Below are 14,855 nucleotides of genomic sequence, written 5' to 3'. Positions count from 1 at the left end.
CATCCAGACTAATACCTGAATGCTTTTTCTTGTATTTGTTATATATCCTTTTTGAGCCTCTTGTCGGATTCGAACCAACGACCCCGAGATTACAAATCACGTGCTCTGGCCAACTGAGCTAAAGAGGCGGGTGGGTAAGCTATCTATATCGCGCCGCTACAACCAACTACCTTTGCTGCGATCAAGCCCTGGAGGATTCGAAGGGAGCTGGCCGTATAGGACTTACCCGTTTTGCGGTTGCAAAGGTAGACATTTTTATGTATTCTGCAATAGCTGCAGACAACTTTTTTACTAACAAAAGACTAACAGGCTACATTTCAGGCAATTAAAATTGCAAAAAAATATTCAGACAGCAACTTCCTCTGCTTTATTAACTTTAACAACCAGATTTCCCCTACCAACCGATATTATTTGTACCTTTGTGCGCAATTTATAAATGAAGATGACAGAGAACAGAAGCTATTTACAAAAATATGCCATGCATTTTGGCACGTATATGGGAATCTACTGGATATTGAAGTTCATATTATTTCCGCTGGGATTCCACATACCTTTCCTTTCGCTTTTATTTGTAATCCTGACATTATCCGTACCTTTCATCGGATATCACTATGCGAAAATGTACCGGGATAAGATTTGCGGGGGAAGTATCCAATTTTCGCATGCCATGCTCTTTACCATATTTATGTATATGTTTGCTTCTCTGCTGGTAGCTGTGGCCCACTACGCCTATTTCCAATTCATCGATCATGGATTTATCATCAACTCTTACATCCAGTTGTGGGACGAACTGATGACCAACACCCCGGCTCTGATAGAAAACAAAGAAGTTATAAAAGAAACGATAGATACCGCCCGTTCACTTACTTCCATCAATATCACCATGCAACTATTGTCATGGGATGTATTTTGGGGAAGTATCCTGGCCATTCCCACCGCATTGATGGTAATGAAAAAGGCCAAACCGGAAAATAACGGAGTGGCTCAATCGTAATTTGTAATTCGTAAGTAATTAGTAATTAAAAAATGGATATATCAGTTGTAATCCCATTATTCAATGAAGAAGAGTCACTACCCGAACTCTATGCTTGGATAGAACGGGTAATGCAAGCCAACGGATTCTCATTCGAAGTGATTTTCGTTAACGATGGAAGTACCGACCATTCATGGGAAGTGATCGAAAAGCTTAAAGCTCAATCGGAACATGTAAAAGGTATCAAATTCCGCCGTAACTACGGTAAATCACCTGCACTCTACTGCGGATTCGCTGAAGCGGAAGGAAACGTAGTCATAACGATGGATGCGGACCTGCAAGATAGCCCAGACGAAATCCCCGAACTTTACCGGATGATTACAAAGGATGGCTACGACCTGGTATCCGGCTGGAAGCAAAAGAGATATGATCCTATTTCAAAGACACTGCCCACCAAGTTGTTTAATGCTACCGCCCGCAAAGTATCAGGCATCAAAAACCTGCACGACTTCAACTGCGGACTGAAAGCCTATCGCAAAGAGGTCGTAAAACATATCGAAGTGTACGGTGAGATGCATCGTTATATACCTTATCTGGCAAAGAACGCCGGATTCAAGAAAATCGGTGAAAAGGTGGTACAACACCAGGCTCGCAAATATGGTACAACCAAATTCGGACTGAACCGTTTCGTAAACGGGTATCTGGATTTACTCTCTCTTTGGTTCCTCTCCAGATTCGGCATCAAGCCGATGCATTTCTTCGGACTGTTGGGATCATTAATGTTTCTGATCGGAATGATTTCTGTCATCATCGTAGGTGCCAGTAAACTATATGCCATGTACAACGGTCTCCCCTACCGACTGGTGACCGACTCTCCCTATTTCTATTTGTCACTTACGGCAATGATTATAGGTACGCAATTATTCTTAGCCGGATTCCTTGGCGAACTCATCTCGCGCAATGCACCGGAACGGAATAACTATCAGATAGAAAAGAAAATTTGATTCACATTCAATAAACTGACTATGAAGAATTTAATTCGTATCTTTCTCATATTGACTATCATTGGCGGTGCAGTCAGCTTACACAGTGCCTGCTCGGATGAGAACGATTGCTCATTGGCAGGACGTCCAATGATGTACTGCACAATATATACCATTAATCCGGATAACCCTACTATTGCATTAAAAGACACGCTTGATTCATTAACAATCACAGCATTGGGCACTGACTCTATCATCCTGAACAATGAAAAGAATGTACATACCCTGATGTTGCCACTACGATACACAAGTGACACTACTGTGTTCATATTCAGATACGATCCCAAACGTAGAGATAAAGATGTTGACACATTATACATTGTACAACAGAATACCCCTTATTTCCAGTCCATGGAATGTGGTTATATGATGAAACAAAATATAATCAGCGCTAAATTTGGAAAACCGGGAAGACCGGGTAACCCTCCTCCCTATGGCAACGGGCAGCCGGATCAGATAGATTCTCTTCATATAAAAAATAAAGAAGCCAATACAAATGAAATCGAGAACTTGCAGATATTCTATAATTATCGGCCAGAACGCACACCTGATGAAACGACTAATTAGTCTGCTTCTGCTCTTTTGCATTGGGCTTCCGTTGCTGGCACAACAGCAACGTCCAGCGCAAACGCCCAAAAGAGATCAGAAGAAAAAAGAGGTTGCCGAGATAGATACCATTCCGCTCTACAATGGTACGTATGTCGGTGTGGATTTATATGGCATTGGAAGCAAGCTGCTGGGAGGCGACTTTATGAGTTCTGAAGTCAGCGTAGCCGTTAACCTCAAGAATAAATTCATCCCTACCATTGAGTTTGGTATGGGAGGAACAGATACCTGGAGCGAAACAGGCATACACTATAAGAGCAAAATGGCCCCATTCTTCCGAATCGGTGTGGACTACAACACCATGGCAAAGAAAAAAGAGAAGAACAGCTACTTGTATGCAGGACTTCGCTATGCATTCAGTTCATTTAAATATGATGTTTCCACGATGCCGGCAGATGATCCTATCTGGGGAGATGTAATAGGTAACCCCAGTTTGGAAGACGGTTATTGGGGAGGAAGTGTGCCATTCAGTCATCTGGGTATGAAAGGATCGGTGCAATGGCTGGAAATCGTTTTAGGCGTCAAAGTACGTATTTACAAAAACTTCAACATGGGGTGGTCAGTACGTATGAAATACAAAACCAAAGCATCTACCGGAGAATATGGAGACCCATGGTACGTACCCGGTTACGGAAAATTTAAATCGAGTAACATGGGAATCACTTATTCCCTTATTTATAAATTGCCTCTTTAGAATACAATGACAGGACTAGAGATTTGGCTGCTTGCAATAGGTCTGGCGATGGATTGTTTCGCTGTCTCAATTGCAAGCGGTATTATTTTGAAACATACCCGATGGAAACCCATGCTAGTCATGGCTTTTGCTTTCGGCTTTTTTCAGGCAATCATGCCATTTATCGGATGGATGTGTGCAAAGACATTCAGTCATCTTATAGAAAGTGTAGACCATTGGATTGCTTTCGCAATCCTTGCCTTCTTAGGCGGACGAATGATTTTAGAATCTTTCAAAGAAGAAGAATGTTGTAAACTGTTCAATCCGGCAAATCCGAAAGTGGTATTGACCATGGCAATAGCCACAAGTATTGATGCATTGGCAATCGGCATTTCCTTTGCCTTTCTGGGAGTTCAGGACTATACCGAAATCCTTCCGCCTATCAGCATCATCGGGTTTGTTTCATTTGTCATGTCACTCATCGGTCTGATCTTTGGTATCCAATGTGGCTGCGGCATCGCCCGGAAACTGAAAGCAGAGTTATGGGGAGGTATCATTCTAGTCATTATCGGACTAAAGATATTAATTGAACATTTATTTCTTCAATAAAACGAGTTTTCTCATCAAATAGAAGAGCGTATGAAAACAAAGAAAAGTTTCCTTTGGCTGGCTTTCCTGATTTTGGCAACTATCTGGATATTAGTCAGACATAATCAACAAGTTGACTATTACAGTGTCAAAGGTTTAGTGTTTGGGACAGTATATAAGATTACTTATCAGCATGATGGTGATTTAAAACCGGAAATAGAAGCTGAACTGAAACGTTTCGACCAATCTTTATCTCCATTCAATGACAGTTCTGTTATCAGTCGTGTCAACCGCAATGAAGAGCTGGTGACTGATAGTTTTTTCCAGAAATGTTTCCATCGCTCGATGGAAATTTCCCGAGAGACAAAGGGTGCTTTCGACATTACAGTGGCCCCTCTTGCCAATGCTTGGGGATTCGGTTTCAAAAAAGGTGCTTTTCCTGATTCATTAATGATAGACAGTCTGTTACAAATCACCGGATATGAAAAAGTGAAAATGGATAACGGCAAAGTTATCAAACAGGATCCTCGTACCATGTTAAGTTGTAGTGCCGTTGCCAAAGGGTATTCGGTAGACGTAATTGCACAACTACTCGACCGTAAGGGAATAAAAAACTATATGGTAGATATAGGAGGCGAGGTGGTAGTGAAAGGGAAAAATCCTTCCAAAGGCTTATGGCGCATTGGAATCAATAAGCCCATCGACGATTCACTGGCCGTAAACCAAGACTTACAGACAATTCTTGAGATAACAGATTTAGGCTTGGCTACTTCCGGAAACTATCGTAATTATTATTATAAGGATGGGAAGAAATACGCCCATACGATTGACCCTAGAACTGGCTATCCGGTACAACACAATATCTTGTCCTCTACGGTAATCGCCAAAGACTGTATGACTGCCGACGCCCTTGCCACCGCCTTCATGGTGATGGGACTGGAAGAAGCGGAAGCTTTCTGCAAAGCGGATACAACGATTGACGCCTACTTTATCTATAGCGGAGAAAATGGAGAGTTCAAGACTTATTATACGGAGGGAATGAAAAAACACATAACTACTCCGTAATATATATATTTTATACAAATAGAGGTTCTACTTGAGAAAACAGAACCTCTATTCAATTGGCAAATATCTATTTCATAAACACGAAATACACTGCTGCAATCAGACAGACAAATGCAGCCAGATGATTCCAATGTAAAGCCTCACCTTTAAAAAAGATTGTAGTGAACACTGTAAAAATAACAAGTGTTATTACCTCTTGAATGACTTTTAGTTGCATCAATGAAAACGGGCCTCCATTGCCTACAAAGCCAATGCGATTGGCCGGTATCTGACAGGAATATTCAAAAAAGGCGATCGCCCAGCTGAACGCAATCACACCGATCAGCGGAAGAGCTGCGAACCAACTGTACTCCTGTTTCATCTTTAAATGTCCGTACCAAGCAAATGTCATAAAGACATTAGATACGATCAGCAACAAAATGGTATAGAATCCTTTCATAACAATCTATTCAAATTAATCTATTTTATCTGGTAATAATTCTTCCTGTACATTAGTCATACTCCCCCAAAGGCTATAACGAGCTTCCGAGTTCATCGCTTCCAACTGCCGTAAAATTCCTTTCATATCACTCCGGCTGGACTGCGATTCATAAGGACAATTCTTCACTTGCTTCTGATAATGACGCAAAGTCGCCAATTCTGCCAAATCGGCTTCATGAACCAGACACATCGGACGAATAATTGTCATATCAAACTTCTTCATCACCAACCGGGGTGGCATTGTACTGAAAGCTCCCTGATAAGTGATATTCATCAATAAAGTTTCCAAAATATCATCCATATGGTGACCGAGAGCGATTTTATTGCATCCGTGTTCCTTGGCAACTGTGAACAAGGCTTTCCGACGGTTCCACGAACAGAGGAAACAGGGAGATTTACGTGTGTCGGTAGCAGGATCAAAGGCAGTCTCATACTGCACAAAGGGAACTCCATACGCTTCACAGTGCGCTTTCAAATATTCCGTATCACTCTGATAAGGAATATTCTTCATCACTACATGGGCGGCAACAACAGAAAAGCGAGGTTTATAGATACGTGCGCGTCTCCCCAACAGTTCCACAAGCGCCAACGAATCTTTTCCTCCCGACAGTCCGATAAGGATTTTGTCTCCTTCTTCTATCAATCCATATTGCACCACTCCTTTGCTAAACCGCCGTTCAATGCGGCGAATGGTTTTCTCTTCTTCCGTAAATTGTGTCATATCTTTGAAAATCGGCTGCAAAAGTAAGCGAAAAGAATGATTTAAAGAAGAATTAACATAATAGAATCACTGAAAAAGGGTTTATTTCTAATAAATTTGTACTTTTGAACAATTGATAAATGGACCGGTGCCCGAAAGCAGCAATGTTTTCAATCTACCCGTCACTCATAAACGCTCAAAACGATGAAAGGAAAATATATTCTATTTTTAATTTGCAGCCTCTTCCTTTGCGAAGTCTCTGCACAAACGTTGGAACAGGCACGCACCTTATTTACCAAAGGTGAGTACGAACAAGCCAAACCAATTTTTAAGAAGTATGCTAAATCACAACCGTCGAACGGGAATTATAATTATTGGTATGGCGTATGTTGCCTGAAAACCGGAGAGGCGGAAGAGGCGGTGAAACCTCTTGAAATAGCGGTAAAGAAACGTATCACCGGTGGACAACTCTATTTGGGACAAGCATATAATGAGACGTACCGCTTTGAAGACGCAGTGAACTGCTTTGAGGAATATATCGCAGATTTAAGTAAACGTAAAAAACCGACGGAAGAAGCAGAAAAGCTTCTGGAAAAAAGCAAATCCGACCTCCGTATGTTGAAGGGAGTTGAAGATGTATGTATCATCGACAGTTTCGTTGTGGACAAAGCGACTTTCCTGAACGCTTACAAGATTAGCGAAGAATCGGGCAAGCTGTTTACTTTCAATGAGTTCTTCAAGACAGAAGGAGATCATCCGGGAACTGTTTATGAAACAGAAATCGGAAATAAAATTTATTATAGCGAAAAGGGTGAGAAAGGTAATCTTGACATCTTTTCAAAGAACAAGTTGTTGAATGAATGGAGTGACGGACGCCCGTTACCGGGTAGTATTAATGCTTCCGGCAATGTGAATTATCCGTTTGTCCTATCGGATGGAGTCACCGTTTATTACGCCAGCGATGGCGAGGGACTGGGTGGCTATGATATTTTTGTCACTCGCTACAACACGAATACCGACACTTATCTTGTTCCGGAGAATGTGGGTATGCCGTTCAACTCGCCGTACAACGATTATATGTACGTCATTGATGAATACAACAACCTCGGATGGTTTGCTTCCGACCGTTTCCAACCGGAAGGAAAGGTATGCATTTATGTATTCATTCCTAACACTTCCAAACAGACTTATAATTATGAAGCAATGGAGCAGCAACAGATCATTCGTCTGGCGCAGATTCATTCGCTAAAAGAAACCTGGAAGGATAAACAAGCGGTTACCGAAGCACTGCAACGATTGGAAGCTGCTATCAGTCATAAACCCAAAGAACGCCGTGCCATGGATTTTGAGTTTGTCATTGACGACCATACGACTTACTATCTGATGAGCGACTTTAAATCCGCAAAAGCCAAGACACTTTTCCAACGCTATCAGCAGATGGAAAAAGACTATTATCAACAAGAAGAAAAGCTGAACAGCCTTCGTCAACAATATGCCGGTGCCAACCAACAGGGAAAAGCCAAAATGGCTCCTGTCATTCTCGACCTTGAAAAGCGGATACTGCAAATGTCCGAAGAACTGGATGCTCTCGAAGTGAATGTACGTAATGCAGAAAAAACAAAATAAATAATAACTCTGAACTATGGATATACTCATTATCGCCGTTCTCATTATTGCCGCAGTCATACTGTTTCTGGTAGAACTGTTCGTCATCCCGGGCATTAGCCTGGCCGGAATTTCTGCATTGGTTTGCATCCTGTATGCCAACTACTATGCGTTCGACAATTTAGGTATGGCAGGAGGATTTGTCACTCTTGGCATATCAGCGGTTGCCTGCATCGGATCACTGATTTGGTTTATGCGATCGAAGATGCTGGACAAACTGGCGTTGAAAAAAGATATCGATTCAAAAGTAGACCGTAGCGCAGAAGATAGCGTCAAAGTGGGTGATACAGGAATCAGTACTACCCGCCTGGCACAAATCGGTTATGCCGAGATTAACGGAAAAATTGTAGAGGTAAAGTCAATAGACGGATTCCTCAATGAGAAGACTTCGATAATCGTAAGCCGCATCACCGACGGTACAATCATGGTTGAGAAACACAAAGAATAATATTCACTTAATACAAATTATCAATGGAAACATCCTTGTACTTACCTATACTTCTGATTGTTGGAGGTATTATTTTCCTAATACTATTTTTCCATTATGTGCCGTTCTTTTTATGGTTGTCGGCCAAAGTATCAGGTGTCAACATCTCGTTGATACAACTATTTCTGATGCGTATACGTAATGTTCCGCCATATATCATTGTGCCGGGAATGATCGAGGCCCACAAAGCTGGATTAAAAAACATAACCCGTGATGAACTGGAGGCCCATTATCTGGCGGGAGGACATGTGGAAAAAGTAGTCCATGCCTTAGTATCTGCATCGAAGGCGAATATCGAATTGTCATTTCAAATGGCAACTGCTATCGACCTTGCAGGACGTGATGTATTCGAAGCAGTGCAGATGTCTGTAAATCCTAAAGTTATTGACACCCCTCCTGTTACAGCCGTTGCCAAAGATGGTATTCAGTTGATAGCTAAAGCCAGAGTAACAGTACGTGCCAGTATCAAACAATTGGTCGGTGGTGCAGGTGAAGATACGATCCTTGCCCGTGTAGGCGAAGGTATCGTTTCGTCTATCGGTTCTTCTGAAAACCATAAATCGGTATTGGAGAATCCGGATTCTATCTCTAAACTTGTACTTCGTAAAGGTCTGGACGCAGGAACTGCTTTCGAGATTCTGTCTATTGATATTGCGGACATCGACATAGGTAAGAACATCGGTGCGGCTCTGCAAATCGATCAGGCTAATGCAGATAAGAATATTGCACAGGCAAAAGCTGAAGAGCGCCGTGCTATGGCAGTAGCTTCCGAACAGGAAATGAAAGCAAAAGCACAGGAAGCTCGTGCAAAAGTGATTGAGGCAGAAGCTGAAGTTCCTAAAGCAATGGCTGAAGCTTTCCGCAGTGGAAACTTAGGCATCATGGATTATTACCGTATGAAGAATATCGAAGCTGATACTTCCATGCGTGAGAATATCGCCAAGCCTACAACAGGCAATGCTGGCAATCAGCCATTGAGCAAATAATCTATCACAAACGCCGGAATCCGATTTCATTTCAGTCGCAAGACGTTCTCTCTTTTCCTATGGAAAAAGAAAGAGACTTCTTCTGAACTTAAATCCGGTTCCGGCGTTTCTATTTATAGATACAATCCTATTATAAAACTAAAACCTTTCAATGACATGAAAAAGTACTTTCCATCCTCTGAATTGATAATCAATGAAGACGGTTCAGTATTCCATCTTCACGTAAAACCCGAATGGTTGGCAGATAAAGTAATCCTGGTAGGTGACCCCGGACGTGTAGCACTCGTAGCTTCTCATTTCGAAAACAAAGAATGTGAAGTGGAAAGCCGCGAATTCAAAACTATCACGGGTACTTATAAAGGTAAACGAATTACGGTAGTCTCTACAGGAATCGGTTGCGATAACATCGACATCGTAATGAATGAATTGGATGCACTCGCCAATATCGACTTTGTCACCCGCGAAGAAAAGGATCAGTTCCGCCAACTGGAATTAGTGCGTATCGGCACATGTGGCGGTCTGCAACCCAATACGCCTGTCGGAACTTTTGTCTGTTCACAAAAGTCCATCGGTTTCGACGGGTTACTGAATTTCTATGCCGGACGTAATGCCGTATGCAATTTGCCTTTCGAACGTGCTTTCCTCAATCACATGGGTTGGTCGGGAAATATGTGCGCTCCTGCTCCTTACGTCATTGATGCCAGTGAAGAATTGATCGACCGGATCGCCAAAGATGACATGGTACGTGGAGTGACAATCGCTGCCGGAGGTTTCTTCGGTCCCCAAGGACGTGAACTGCGTATCCCGTTAGCAGACCCGAAACAGAATGATAAGATTGAAGCGTTCGAATATAAAGGTTACAAAATTACCAACTTCGAAATGGAAAGTTCGGCTTTGGCAGGACTTAGCCGGTTGATGGGACACAAGGCAATGACCGTCTGCATGGTGATAGCCAACCGACTTATCAAAGAGGCCAACACCGGATATAAGAATACAATCGATACGCTGATTAAGACAGTACTTGACAGGATATAAATCTATATTCAGGAGGATTAAATTGTAATCGAAAGAATAAAATTGCAATTAAAAGAATGTATAATGACTTGAATCTTTCACTGATAATATGTGTGGATTCAAGCCATTGTTTTTTTATTAATAACCAATCGTAAATCTCTCCTGATGATGTTTCGGATATTCCAGCTCATCAATCATGGCGGCAGCATAATCTTCAACAGAGATATGGCTGTTTCCTACAATATCTACAATCATATCATCTTTTCCCAACCGATAACGTCCTGTACGTACTCCCGGACGCATATCCGCTGCCGGAGAGAAAAATACCCAGTCTATTTCTTTTTCTTTCTTTAAAAAGTTCAGATAAAACTCTCCCAGAGCTTTCACTCCCGGCAATATATTTTCGGGTACTTCACCGGAATCCATCAGACGCAAGCCCGGAGCGATAAACAAAGAACCGGCACCGCCCACCATCAAAAAGCGATTAACACCCGCTTTCTTCACTCCATCAATAATGGTCAGATAAACTTTGATTGTTTCATCGTATATATCAGGATTATTCCATCCCGGATTGAATGCACTAATAACCGCATCTGCACCTTTACAAACGGCAGCCACTTCATCAAGCGTGGAGACATCGGCTTTCACCACTTTCAGATTTTCATTCTCTATCTTTATCTTTTCCGGATGACGAACCACTGCCGTAACCTCGAAACCACGATTCAATGCTTCATTCAGAAGGGCAGAGCCCACAAAGCCACTTGCCCCGATAAGGACTATCTTTTTCACTTTCTCCATATTCTAATATATTATAATGTTACTACTATATAATAAATAACACCACAACATTCAGAATGTTAGCTCTCTTTTAGAAAATTAATTATCCGATATAAGATTCTATTGTCTCTTTCAACCTTTCCAAAGAATAGGGTTTTGAGATAACAGCGTTACATCCTGCCTGAATAGCCTGTTGCTGTTCAGTATAGAAAGCATACGCGGTCACTGCGATAATAGGTACAGTCAAAGAAATTGTACGGATCTTTTCAGTGGCTTGAATACCGTCCATGATCGGCATACGGATATCCATCAGAATCAAATCCGGCTTTTCGCGGATGAAGCTATTGATGGCTTCCTGTCCGTTGCGTACCCATGAAATAATATATTCCTTATTCAGAAGAATATTAAGTTGGGCAAAGTTCGACTCAATGTCTTCTACCACCAATATCTTTTTACGTTTATCCTCATCGATATTCTTCTTATGCGGAAGTCTTCTTTCGACAACCTCCTTCGGTATTTCCTGATAGGGTAAATAGAGTGCAAACACACTCCCCTGCCCTAATTCTGAAGTTACTTCGATACGGCCGCCCAGTCGTTCTACAATGCTTTTACAAATTGAAAGCCCTAATCCGGTGCCTTGCACAAAATCATTCAGTTTCTCAAAACGGGTAAAAATTTGAGGGAGTTTCTCTTTGGATATACCGCAACCCGTATCGCTGACATACAGTTTCAGCCAGGGTCCTTCATGTTTCAAGCCTAAAGTAATGCTTCCCTTTTCCGTATTTTTAATCGCGTTCGACAAGAAGTTGAACAATACTTGCATCACACGGTTACGATCGGTAGAAGTCCAGTATTCTCCTTCGGGACGAATCACTTTCAATTCTACATTCGACTTCATCTTCAGCTGGTGCACTTTTTCCACTTCTTCCACTAGTCCTGCAATCTCAACCTGCTGGAAATGCATTTCCGATTTGCCGGATTCAATACGGGAAAGGTCTAAAATATCATTAATCAACTGCAGTAACAAGTTGCTATTTCTCTGGATAATCTCCAGATACTCCCTTTTCTCTTCTTCACCCTCCGTCACCGCAATAATCTCCGAAAAGCCAACAATAGCATTCAACGGGGTACGAATCTCATGGCTCATATTCGCTAGAAAAACCGACTTCATCTTATCAGCATCCTCCGCACGACGTTTTGCTTCAATCAATTCCTGAGAACGCTGAATGCGATCTCCAATATCATGTATCAATGCCAACACTCTGTTCCCTTCAAAAGGGGCGATACGTGCCTGAAAATAATGTACTCCTCCATCCACTTCAACCGGATATTCTATTTCTTTCAACTGTCCGTCCTGCAGACACTCGCGAATGTTACAAAGGAACAAGTCACTGACCTCCGGTGAATAAATAGATCGTCCGTCTGCCCCGCGTAGCACTTCCACAGGGTGAAGCAATATCGTTCCCGGTGCCATCAGGACATCGGTAATAAAGAAATTATCATCAAAAATAAAAATGAATTCCGGCAGTGCTTCAATAATTTTGCGGTTATATTCTTCCAGATATTTGATATGTTGCTCCTTTTCGCACTGTGAAGTGACATTCACTGTATACGCCAGCACTTTACCCGGATGGCTTTTACAACTCTCTTTGTAAGACAAAAAATGATCTTCCAGCCAAACCACTTTCCCCTGTTCACCAATACAACGAACTCTGATTTGTGAAGTCTTAGAGTCTGATGAAAGCATCTCTGCAAAAGCCTGCTTATAAGCTTCGGTATCGTCCGGATGAACAAACCGATAGAAACTATCAATATCTTCAAAAAGGACTCCGGCATTCTTCAAACCAAGTGTAGAGAAATAGTCGTCAGAAAAAGAGCATTCGCCCGTAATGATATCATATTCCCACAAAGCTATTTGATGAGCTGCAAGGACAGAAAGTATTTCTTGTGAGTTCTCCCGTATGAGTTCACTCTTTTCATTGGAAGAATATAAATTAATCGCTGGTTCCATAAGCATTATCGTTTTATTTTGTTTGGTGTACCACTGCACGGCAGCAAATATAAACAAATAAAGCACAAGTTGTGCTCAATTTTCTGTTTTTTACTTAGAAACAATTATCTTTGCTCATCCAAAAAGAAAAAACAATGATTCAAGATACTATCTGCGCCATCGCTACCGCTCAAGGCGGTGCTATCGGAAGCATCCGCGTTTCCGGTCCGGAAGCTATTTCTATTACCGGCAGCATCTTCAAGTCAGCCAAAGCTGGCAAATTATTAAGCGAACAAAAACCATATACTTTGACATTCGGACGTATTTATGACGGAGATGAGATGATTGATGAAGTGCTCGTCAGCCTTTTCCGTGCTCCTCATTCGTATACGGGAGAAGACAGTACGGAAATCACGTGTCATGGTTCCACTTATATTCTTCAACAGGTGATGCAGTTGCTTATTAAAAACGGTTGCCGCATGGCCCAACCGGGAGAATATACGCAACGTGCTTTCCTCAATGGAAAGATGGATTTAAGTCAGGCAGAAGCTGTGGCGGACTTGATTGCTTCTTCATCTGCTGCCACTCACCGATTGGCAATGAGCCAGATGCGGGGCGGATTCAGTAAAGAGCTGACAGATCTACGTAACAAGTTGTTGAATTTCACTTCCATGATTGAATTGGAGTTGGATTTCAGCGAAGAGGATGTGGAATTTGCCGATCGTTCGGCATTAAGGAAGCTGGCAGATGAAATAGAACAGGTCATTTCGCGGCTGGCTCATTCATTTAGTGTCGGCAACGCCATTAAGAATGGTGTTCCCGTAGCTATCATCGGTGAAACAAATGCCGGAAAATCGACTTTACTGAATGTATTATTGAATGAGGATAAAGCCATTGTCAGTGATATTCACGGGACAACACGTGATGTAATCGAAGATACTGTCAATATCGGAGGAATCACTTTCCGGTTCATTGATACCGCCGGAATCCGGGAAACCAATGACACGATTGAAAGTTTGGGTATTGAACGAACTTTTCAGAAGTTGGATCAGGCGGAGATTGTTCTTTGGATGGTAGATGCTGTGAATGCCGCCTCTCAAATTGAACAGTTATCGGAGAAGATAATTCCACGTTGCGAAGGAAAACATTTGATTGTTGTATTCAATAAGGCTGATTTGATTGAAGGTAAAGAGAAAGAGGATTTATTATCTTTATTAAAAGACTTCCCCAAAGAATCTACGGAATCTATTTTCATCTCGGCCAAACAACGGGAGAATACAAGTGAATTACAAAAAATGCTTATTGATGCAGCACACTTGCCTACAGTGACACAGAATGATATTATTGTAACAAATGTAAGGCATTACGAAGCTTTAAATAAAGCTTTGGAAGCTATTCATAGAGTACAAGACGGACTTGATTCGCAGATTTCCGGGGATTTTCTTTCGCAAGACATACGAGAGTGTATCTTCTTCATTTCGGACATAGCGGGTGAGGTTACGAATGACATGGTACTTCAAAATATTTTTCAACATTTTTGCATCGGCAAATGATGGCTTGGAAACAGCCGTAACCAACTATAATCATTTAGAATAAAGTCGCTGTATATCAGCGACTTTTCTATTTTAACACTTTCCAGTCCGTATTTGGAGATAACGGTTTTTATCCATATTTTTCTATCATATTTCTACCGCGACAGAAATTCACGGTTAGCCCGAATGTCACAGTGACGCATTAGTTGACGTGTGTTGACAATGGTTTACATGTGTAGACAAAAAGGGAAATAAAAAAACAGAGAAAATGATATA

15 protein-coding genes and 1 tRNA gene are annotated in these 14,855 nt (G+C 41.7%); 11 read left to right on the top strand and 5 right to left on the bottom strand.

The features are described 5' to 3' along the window. Positions 1-54: 54 nt before the first annotated feature. A tRNA-Thr gene (locus tag H8796_RS13375) sits at positions 55-128 on the bottom strand. A 308-nt stretch (positions 129-436) separates the two neighbouring features. Here H8796_RS13375 and H8796_RS13370 point away from each other — a divergent pair. The 6 genes from H8796_RS13370 to H8796_RS13345 are packed head-to-tail and all read left to right on the top strand — an operon-like array spanning position 437 to position 4,948. After that, positions 437-994: a DUF4199 domain-containing protein gene (locus tag H8796_RS13370; RefSeq protein ID WP_117931892.1), complete on the top strand. Its 558-nt coding sequence runs from the start codon at positions 437-439 to the stop codon at positions 992-994. 32 nt (positions 995-1,026) lie between these two features. Next, entirely contained in the window at positions 1,027-1,977 is a 951-nt protein-coding gene (locus H8796_RS13365; RefSeq protein ID WP_074635646.1) for a glycosyltransferase family 2 protein, read from the top strand. A 21-nt stretch (positions 1,978-1,998) separates the two neighbouring features. After that, complete coding sequence (locus H8796_RS13360; protein WP_117931891.1) at positions 1,999-2,583, top strand: DUF6452 family protein; 585 nt, start codon at positions 1,999-2,001, stop codon at positions 2,581-2,583. After that, positions 2,567-3,316: a DUF6048 family protein gene (locus H8796_RS13355; protein ID WP_009000683.1), complete on the top strand. Its 750-nt coding sequence runs from the start codon at positions 2,567-2,569 to the stop codon at positions 3,314-3,316. The genes H8796_RS13360 and H8796_RS13355 overlap by 17 nt, the downstream gene beginning before the upstream one ends. A gap of 6 nt (positions 3,317-3,322) precedes the next feature. Beyond that, entirely contained in the window at positions 3,323-3,904 is a 582-nt protein-coding gene (locus H8796_RS13350) for a manganese efflux pump MntP family protein (RefSeq protein ID WP_117931890.1), read from the top strand. A gap of 30 nt (positions 3,905-3,934) precedes the next feature. Next, positions 3,935-4,948 (top strand): FAD:protein FMN transferase, encoded by a 1,014-nt coding sequence (locus H8796_RS13345; RefSeq protein ID WP_117931889.1) that lies wholly within the window; start codon positions 3,935-3,937, stop codon positions 4,946-4,948. A 67-nt stretch (positions 4,949-5,015) separates the two neighbouring features. Here the strand turns inward: H8796_RS13345 and H8796_RS13340 are convergent, their stop codons facing one another. After that, the gene (locus H8796_RS13340; protein WP_117931888.1) at positions 5,016-5,387 is read right to left on the bottom strand and encodes a DMT family protein; all 372 of its coding nucleotides are present in this window, start codon (positions 5,385-5,387) and stop codon (positions 5,016-5,018) included. A gap of 15 nt (positions 5,388-5,402) precedes the next feature. Next, positions 5,403-6,149 (bottom strand): ATP-binding protein, encoded by a 747-nt coding sequence (locus H8796_RS13335; protein ID WP_117931887.1) that lies wholly within the window; start codon positions 6,147-6,149, stop codon positions 5,403-5,405. Positions 6,150-6,332: 183 nt separating this feature from the next. Here H8796_RS13335 and H8796_RS13330 point away from each other — a divergent pair, with 183 nt between their 5' ends. The 4 genes from H8796_RS13330 to H8796_RS13315 all read left to right on the top strand — a co-directional run bounded on the left by H8796_RS13330 (position 6,333) and on the right by H8796_RS13315 (position 10,301). Beyond that, complete coding sequence (locus H8796_RS13330) at positions 6,333-7,754, top strand: tetratricopeptide repeat protein (protein ID WP_117931886.1); 1,422 nt, start codon at positions 6,333-6,335, stop codon at positions 7,752-7,754. A 16-nt stretch (positions 7,755-7,770) separates the two neighbouring features. Continuing rightward, entirely contained in the window at positions 7,771-8,241 is a 471-nt protein-coding gene (locus H8796_RS13325) for an NfeD family protein (protein WP_004302021.1), read from the top strand. 23 nt (positions 8,242-8,264) lie between these two features. Next, on the top strand, positions 8,265-9,266 hold the full coding sequence (gene floA / locus H8796_RS13320) for a flotillin-like protein FloA (protein ID WP_004302020.1): 1,002 nt from the start codon (positions 8,265-8,267) through the stop codon (positions 9,264-9,266). Between the two features lie 156 nt (positions 9,267-9,422). Beyond that, positions 9,423-10,301 carry a nucleoside phosphorylase gene (locus H8796_RS13315; protein WP_117931885.1) on the top strand — a complete coding sequence of 293 codons (879 nt, stop codon included), beginning with the start codon at positions 9,423-9,425 and terminating at the stop codon, positions 10,299-10,301. A gap of 117 nt (positions 10,302-10,418) precedes the next feature. Here H8796_RS13315 and H8796_RS13310 read toward each other — a convergent pair whose 3' ends face one another. Further along, positions 10,419-11,078, bottom strand: a complete 660-nt coding sequence (locus H8796_RS13310) for an NAD(P)-dependent oxidoreductase (RefSeq protein WP_117931884.1) — start codon at positions 11,076-11,078, stop codon at positions 10,419-10,421. A gap of 82 nt (positions 11,079-11,160) precedes the next feature. Further along, positions 11,161-13,068 (bottom strand): PAS domain-containing hybrid sensor histidine kinase/response regulator, encoded by a 1,908-nt coding sequence (locus tag H8796_RS13305; RefSeq protein ID WP_117932462.1) that lies wholly within the window; start codon positions 13,066-13,068, stop codon positions 11,161-11,163. A gap of 134 nt (positions 13,069-13,202) precedes the next feature. On the opposite strand from H8796_RS13305, the gene mnmE reads away from it, so the two are divergent. Beyond that, the gene (mnmE, locus tag H8796_RS13300; protein WP_117931883.1) at positions 13,203-14,600 is read left to right on the top strand and encodes a tRNA uridine-5-carboxymethylaminomethyl(34) synthesis GTPase MnmE; all 1,398 of its coding nucleotides are present in this window, start codon (positions 13,203-13,205) and stop codon (positions 14,598-14,600) included. The last annotated feature ends 255 nt before the right edge of the window (positions 14,601-14,855 follow it).

The organism is Bacteroides sp. M10 (genome assembly GCF_014334015.1).
GTDB lineage: Bacteria > Bacteroidota > Bacteroidia > Bacteroidales > Bacteroidaceae > Bacteroides > Bacteroides intestinigallinarum.
The sequence above is the reverse complement of the archived record's forward strand: the minus strand, read 5'-3'. Positions and strand labels throughout refer to the sequence as shown.

Bases quoted from the DNA above. Each gene is read 5' to 3' on its own strand.
- H8796_RS13350 (WP_117931890.1), top strand. From the start codon at position 3,323: ATGACAGGACTAGAGATTTGGCTGCTTGCAATAGGTCTGGCGATGGAT.
- H8796_RS13340 (WP_117931888.1), bottom strand. From the start codon at position 5,387: ATGAAAGGATTCTATACCATTTTGTTGCTGATCGTATCTAATGTCTTT.
- H8796_RS13315 (WP_117931885.1), top strand. From the start codon at position 9,423: ATGAAAAAGTACTTTCCATCCTCTGAATTGATAATCAATGAAGACGGT.
- H8796_RS13345 (WP_117931889.1), top strand. From the start codon at position 3,935: ATGAAAACAAAGAAAAGTTTCCTTTGGCTGGCTTTCCTGATTTTGGCA.
- H8796_RS13370 (WP_117931892.1), top strand. From the start codon at position 437: ATGAAGATGACAGAGAACAGAAGCTATTTACAAAAATATGCCATGCAT.
- H8796_RS13335 (WP_117931887.1), bottom strand. From the start codon at position 6,149: ATGACACAATTTACGGAAGAAGAGAAAACCATTCGCCGCATTGAACGG.
- H8796_RS13360 (WP_117931891.1), top strand. From the start codon at position 1,999: ATGAAGAATTTAATTCGTATCTTTCTCATATTGACTATCATTGGCGGT.
- H8796_RS13325 (WP_004302021.1), top strand. From the start codon at position 7,771: ATGGATATACTCATTATCGCCGTTCTCATTATTGCCGCAGTCATACTG.
- H8796_RS13365 (WP_074635646.1), top strand. From the start codon at position 1,027: ATGGATATATCAGTTGTAATCCCATTATTCAATGAAGAAGAGTCACTA.
- H8796_RS13355 (WP_009000683.1), top strand. From the start codon at position 2,567: ATGAAACGACTAATTAGTCTGCTTCTGCTCTTTTGCATTGGGCTTCCG.
- H8796_RS13305 (WP_117932462.1), bottom strand. From the start codon at position 13,068: ATGGAACCAGCGATTAATTTATATTCTTCCAATGAAAAGAGTGAACTC.
- mnmE (WP_117931883.1), top strand. From the start codon at position 13,203: ATGATTCAAGATACTATCTGCGCCATCGCTACCGCTCAAGGCGGTGCT.
- floA (WP_004302020.1), top strand. From the start codon at position 8,265: ATGGAAACATCCTTGTACTTACCTATACTTCTGATTGTTGGAGGTATT.
- H8796_RS13330 (WP_117931886.1), top strand. From the start codon at position 6,333: ATGAAAGGAAAATATATTCTATTTTTAATTTGCAGCCTCTTCCTTTGC.
- H8796_RS13310 (WP_117931884.1), bottom strand. From the start codon at position 11,078: ATGGAGAAAGTGAAAAAGATAGTCCTTATCGGGGCAAGTGGCTTTGTG.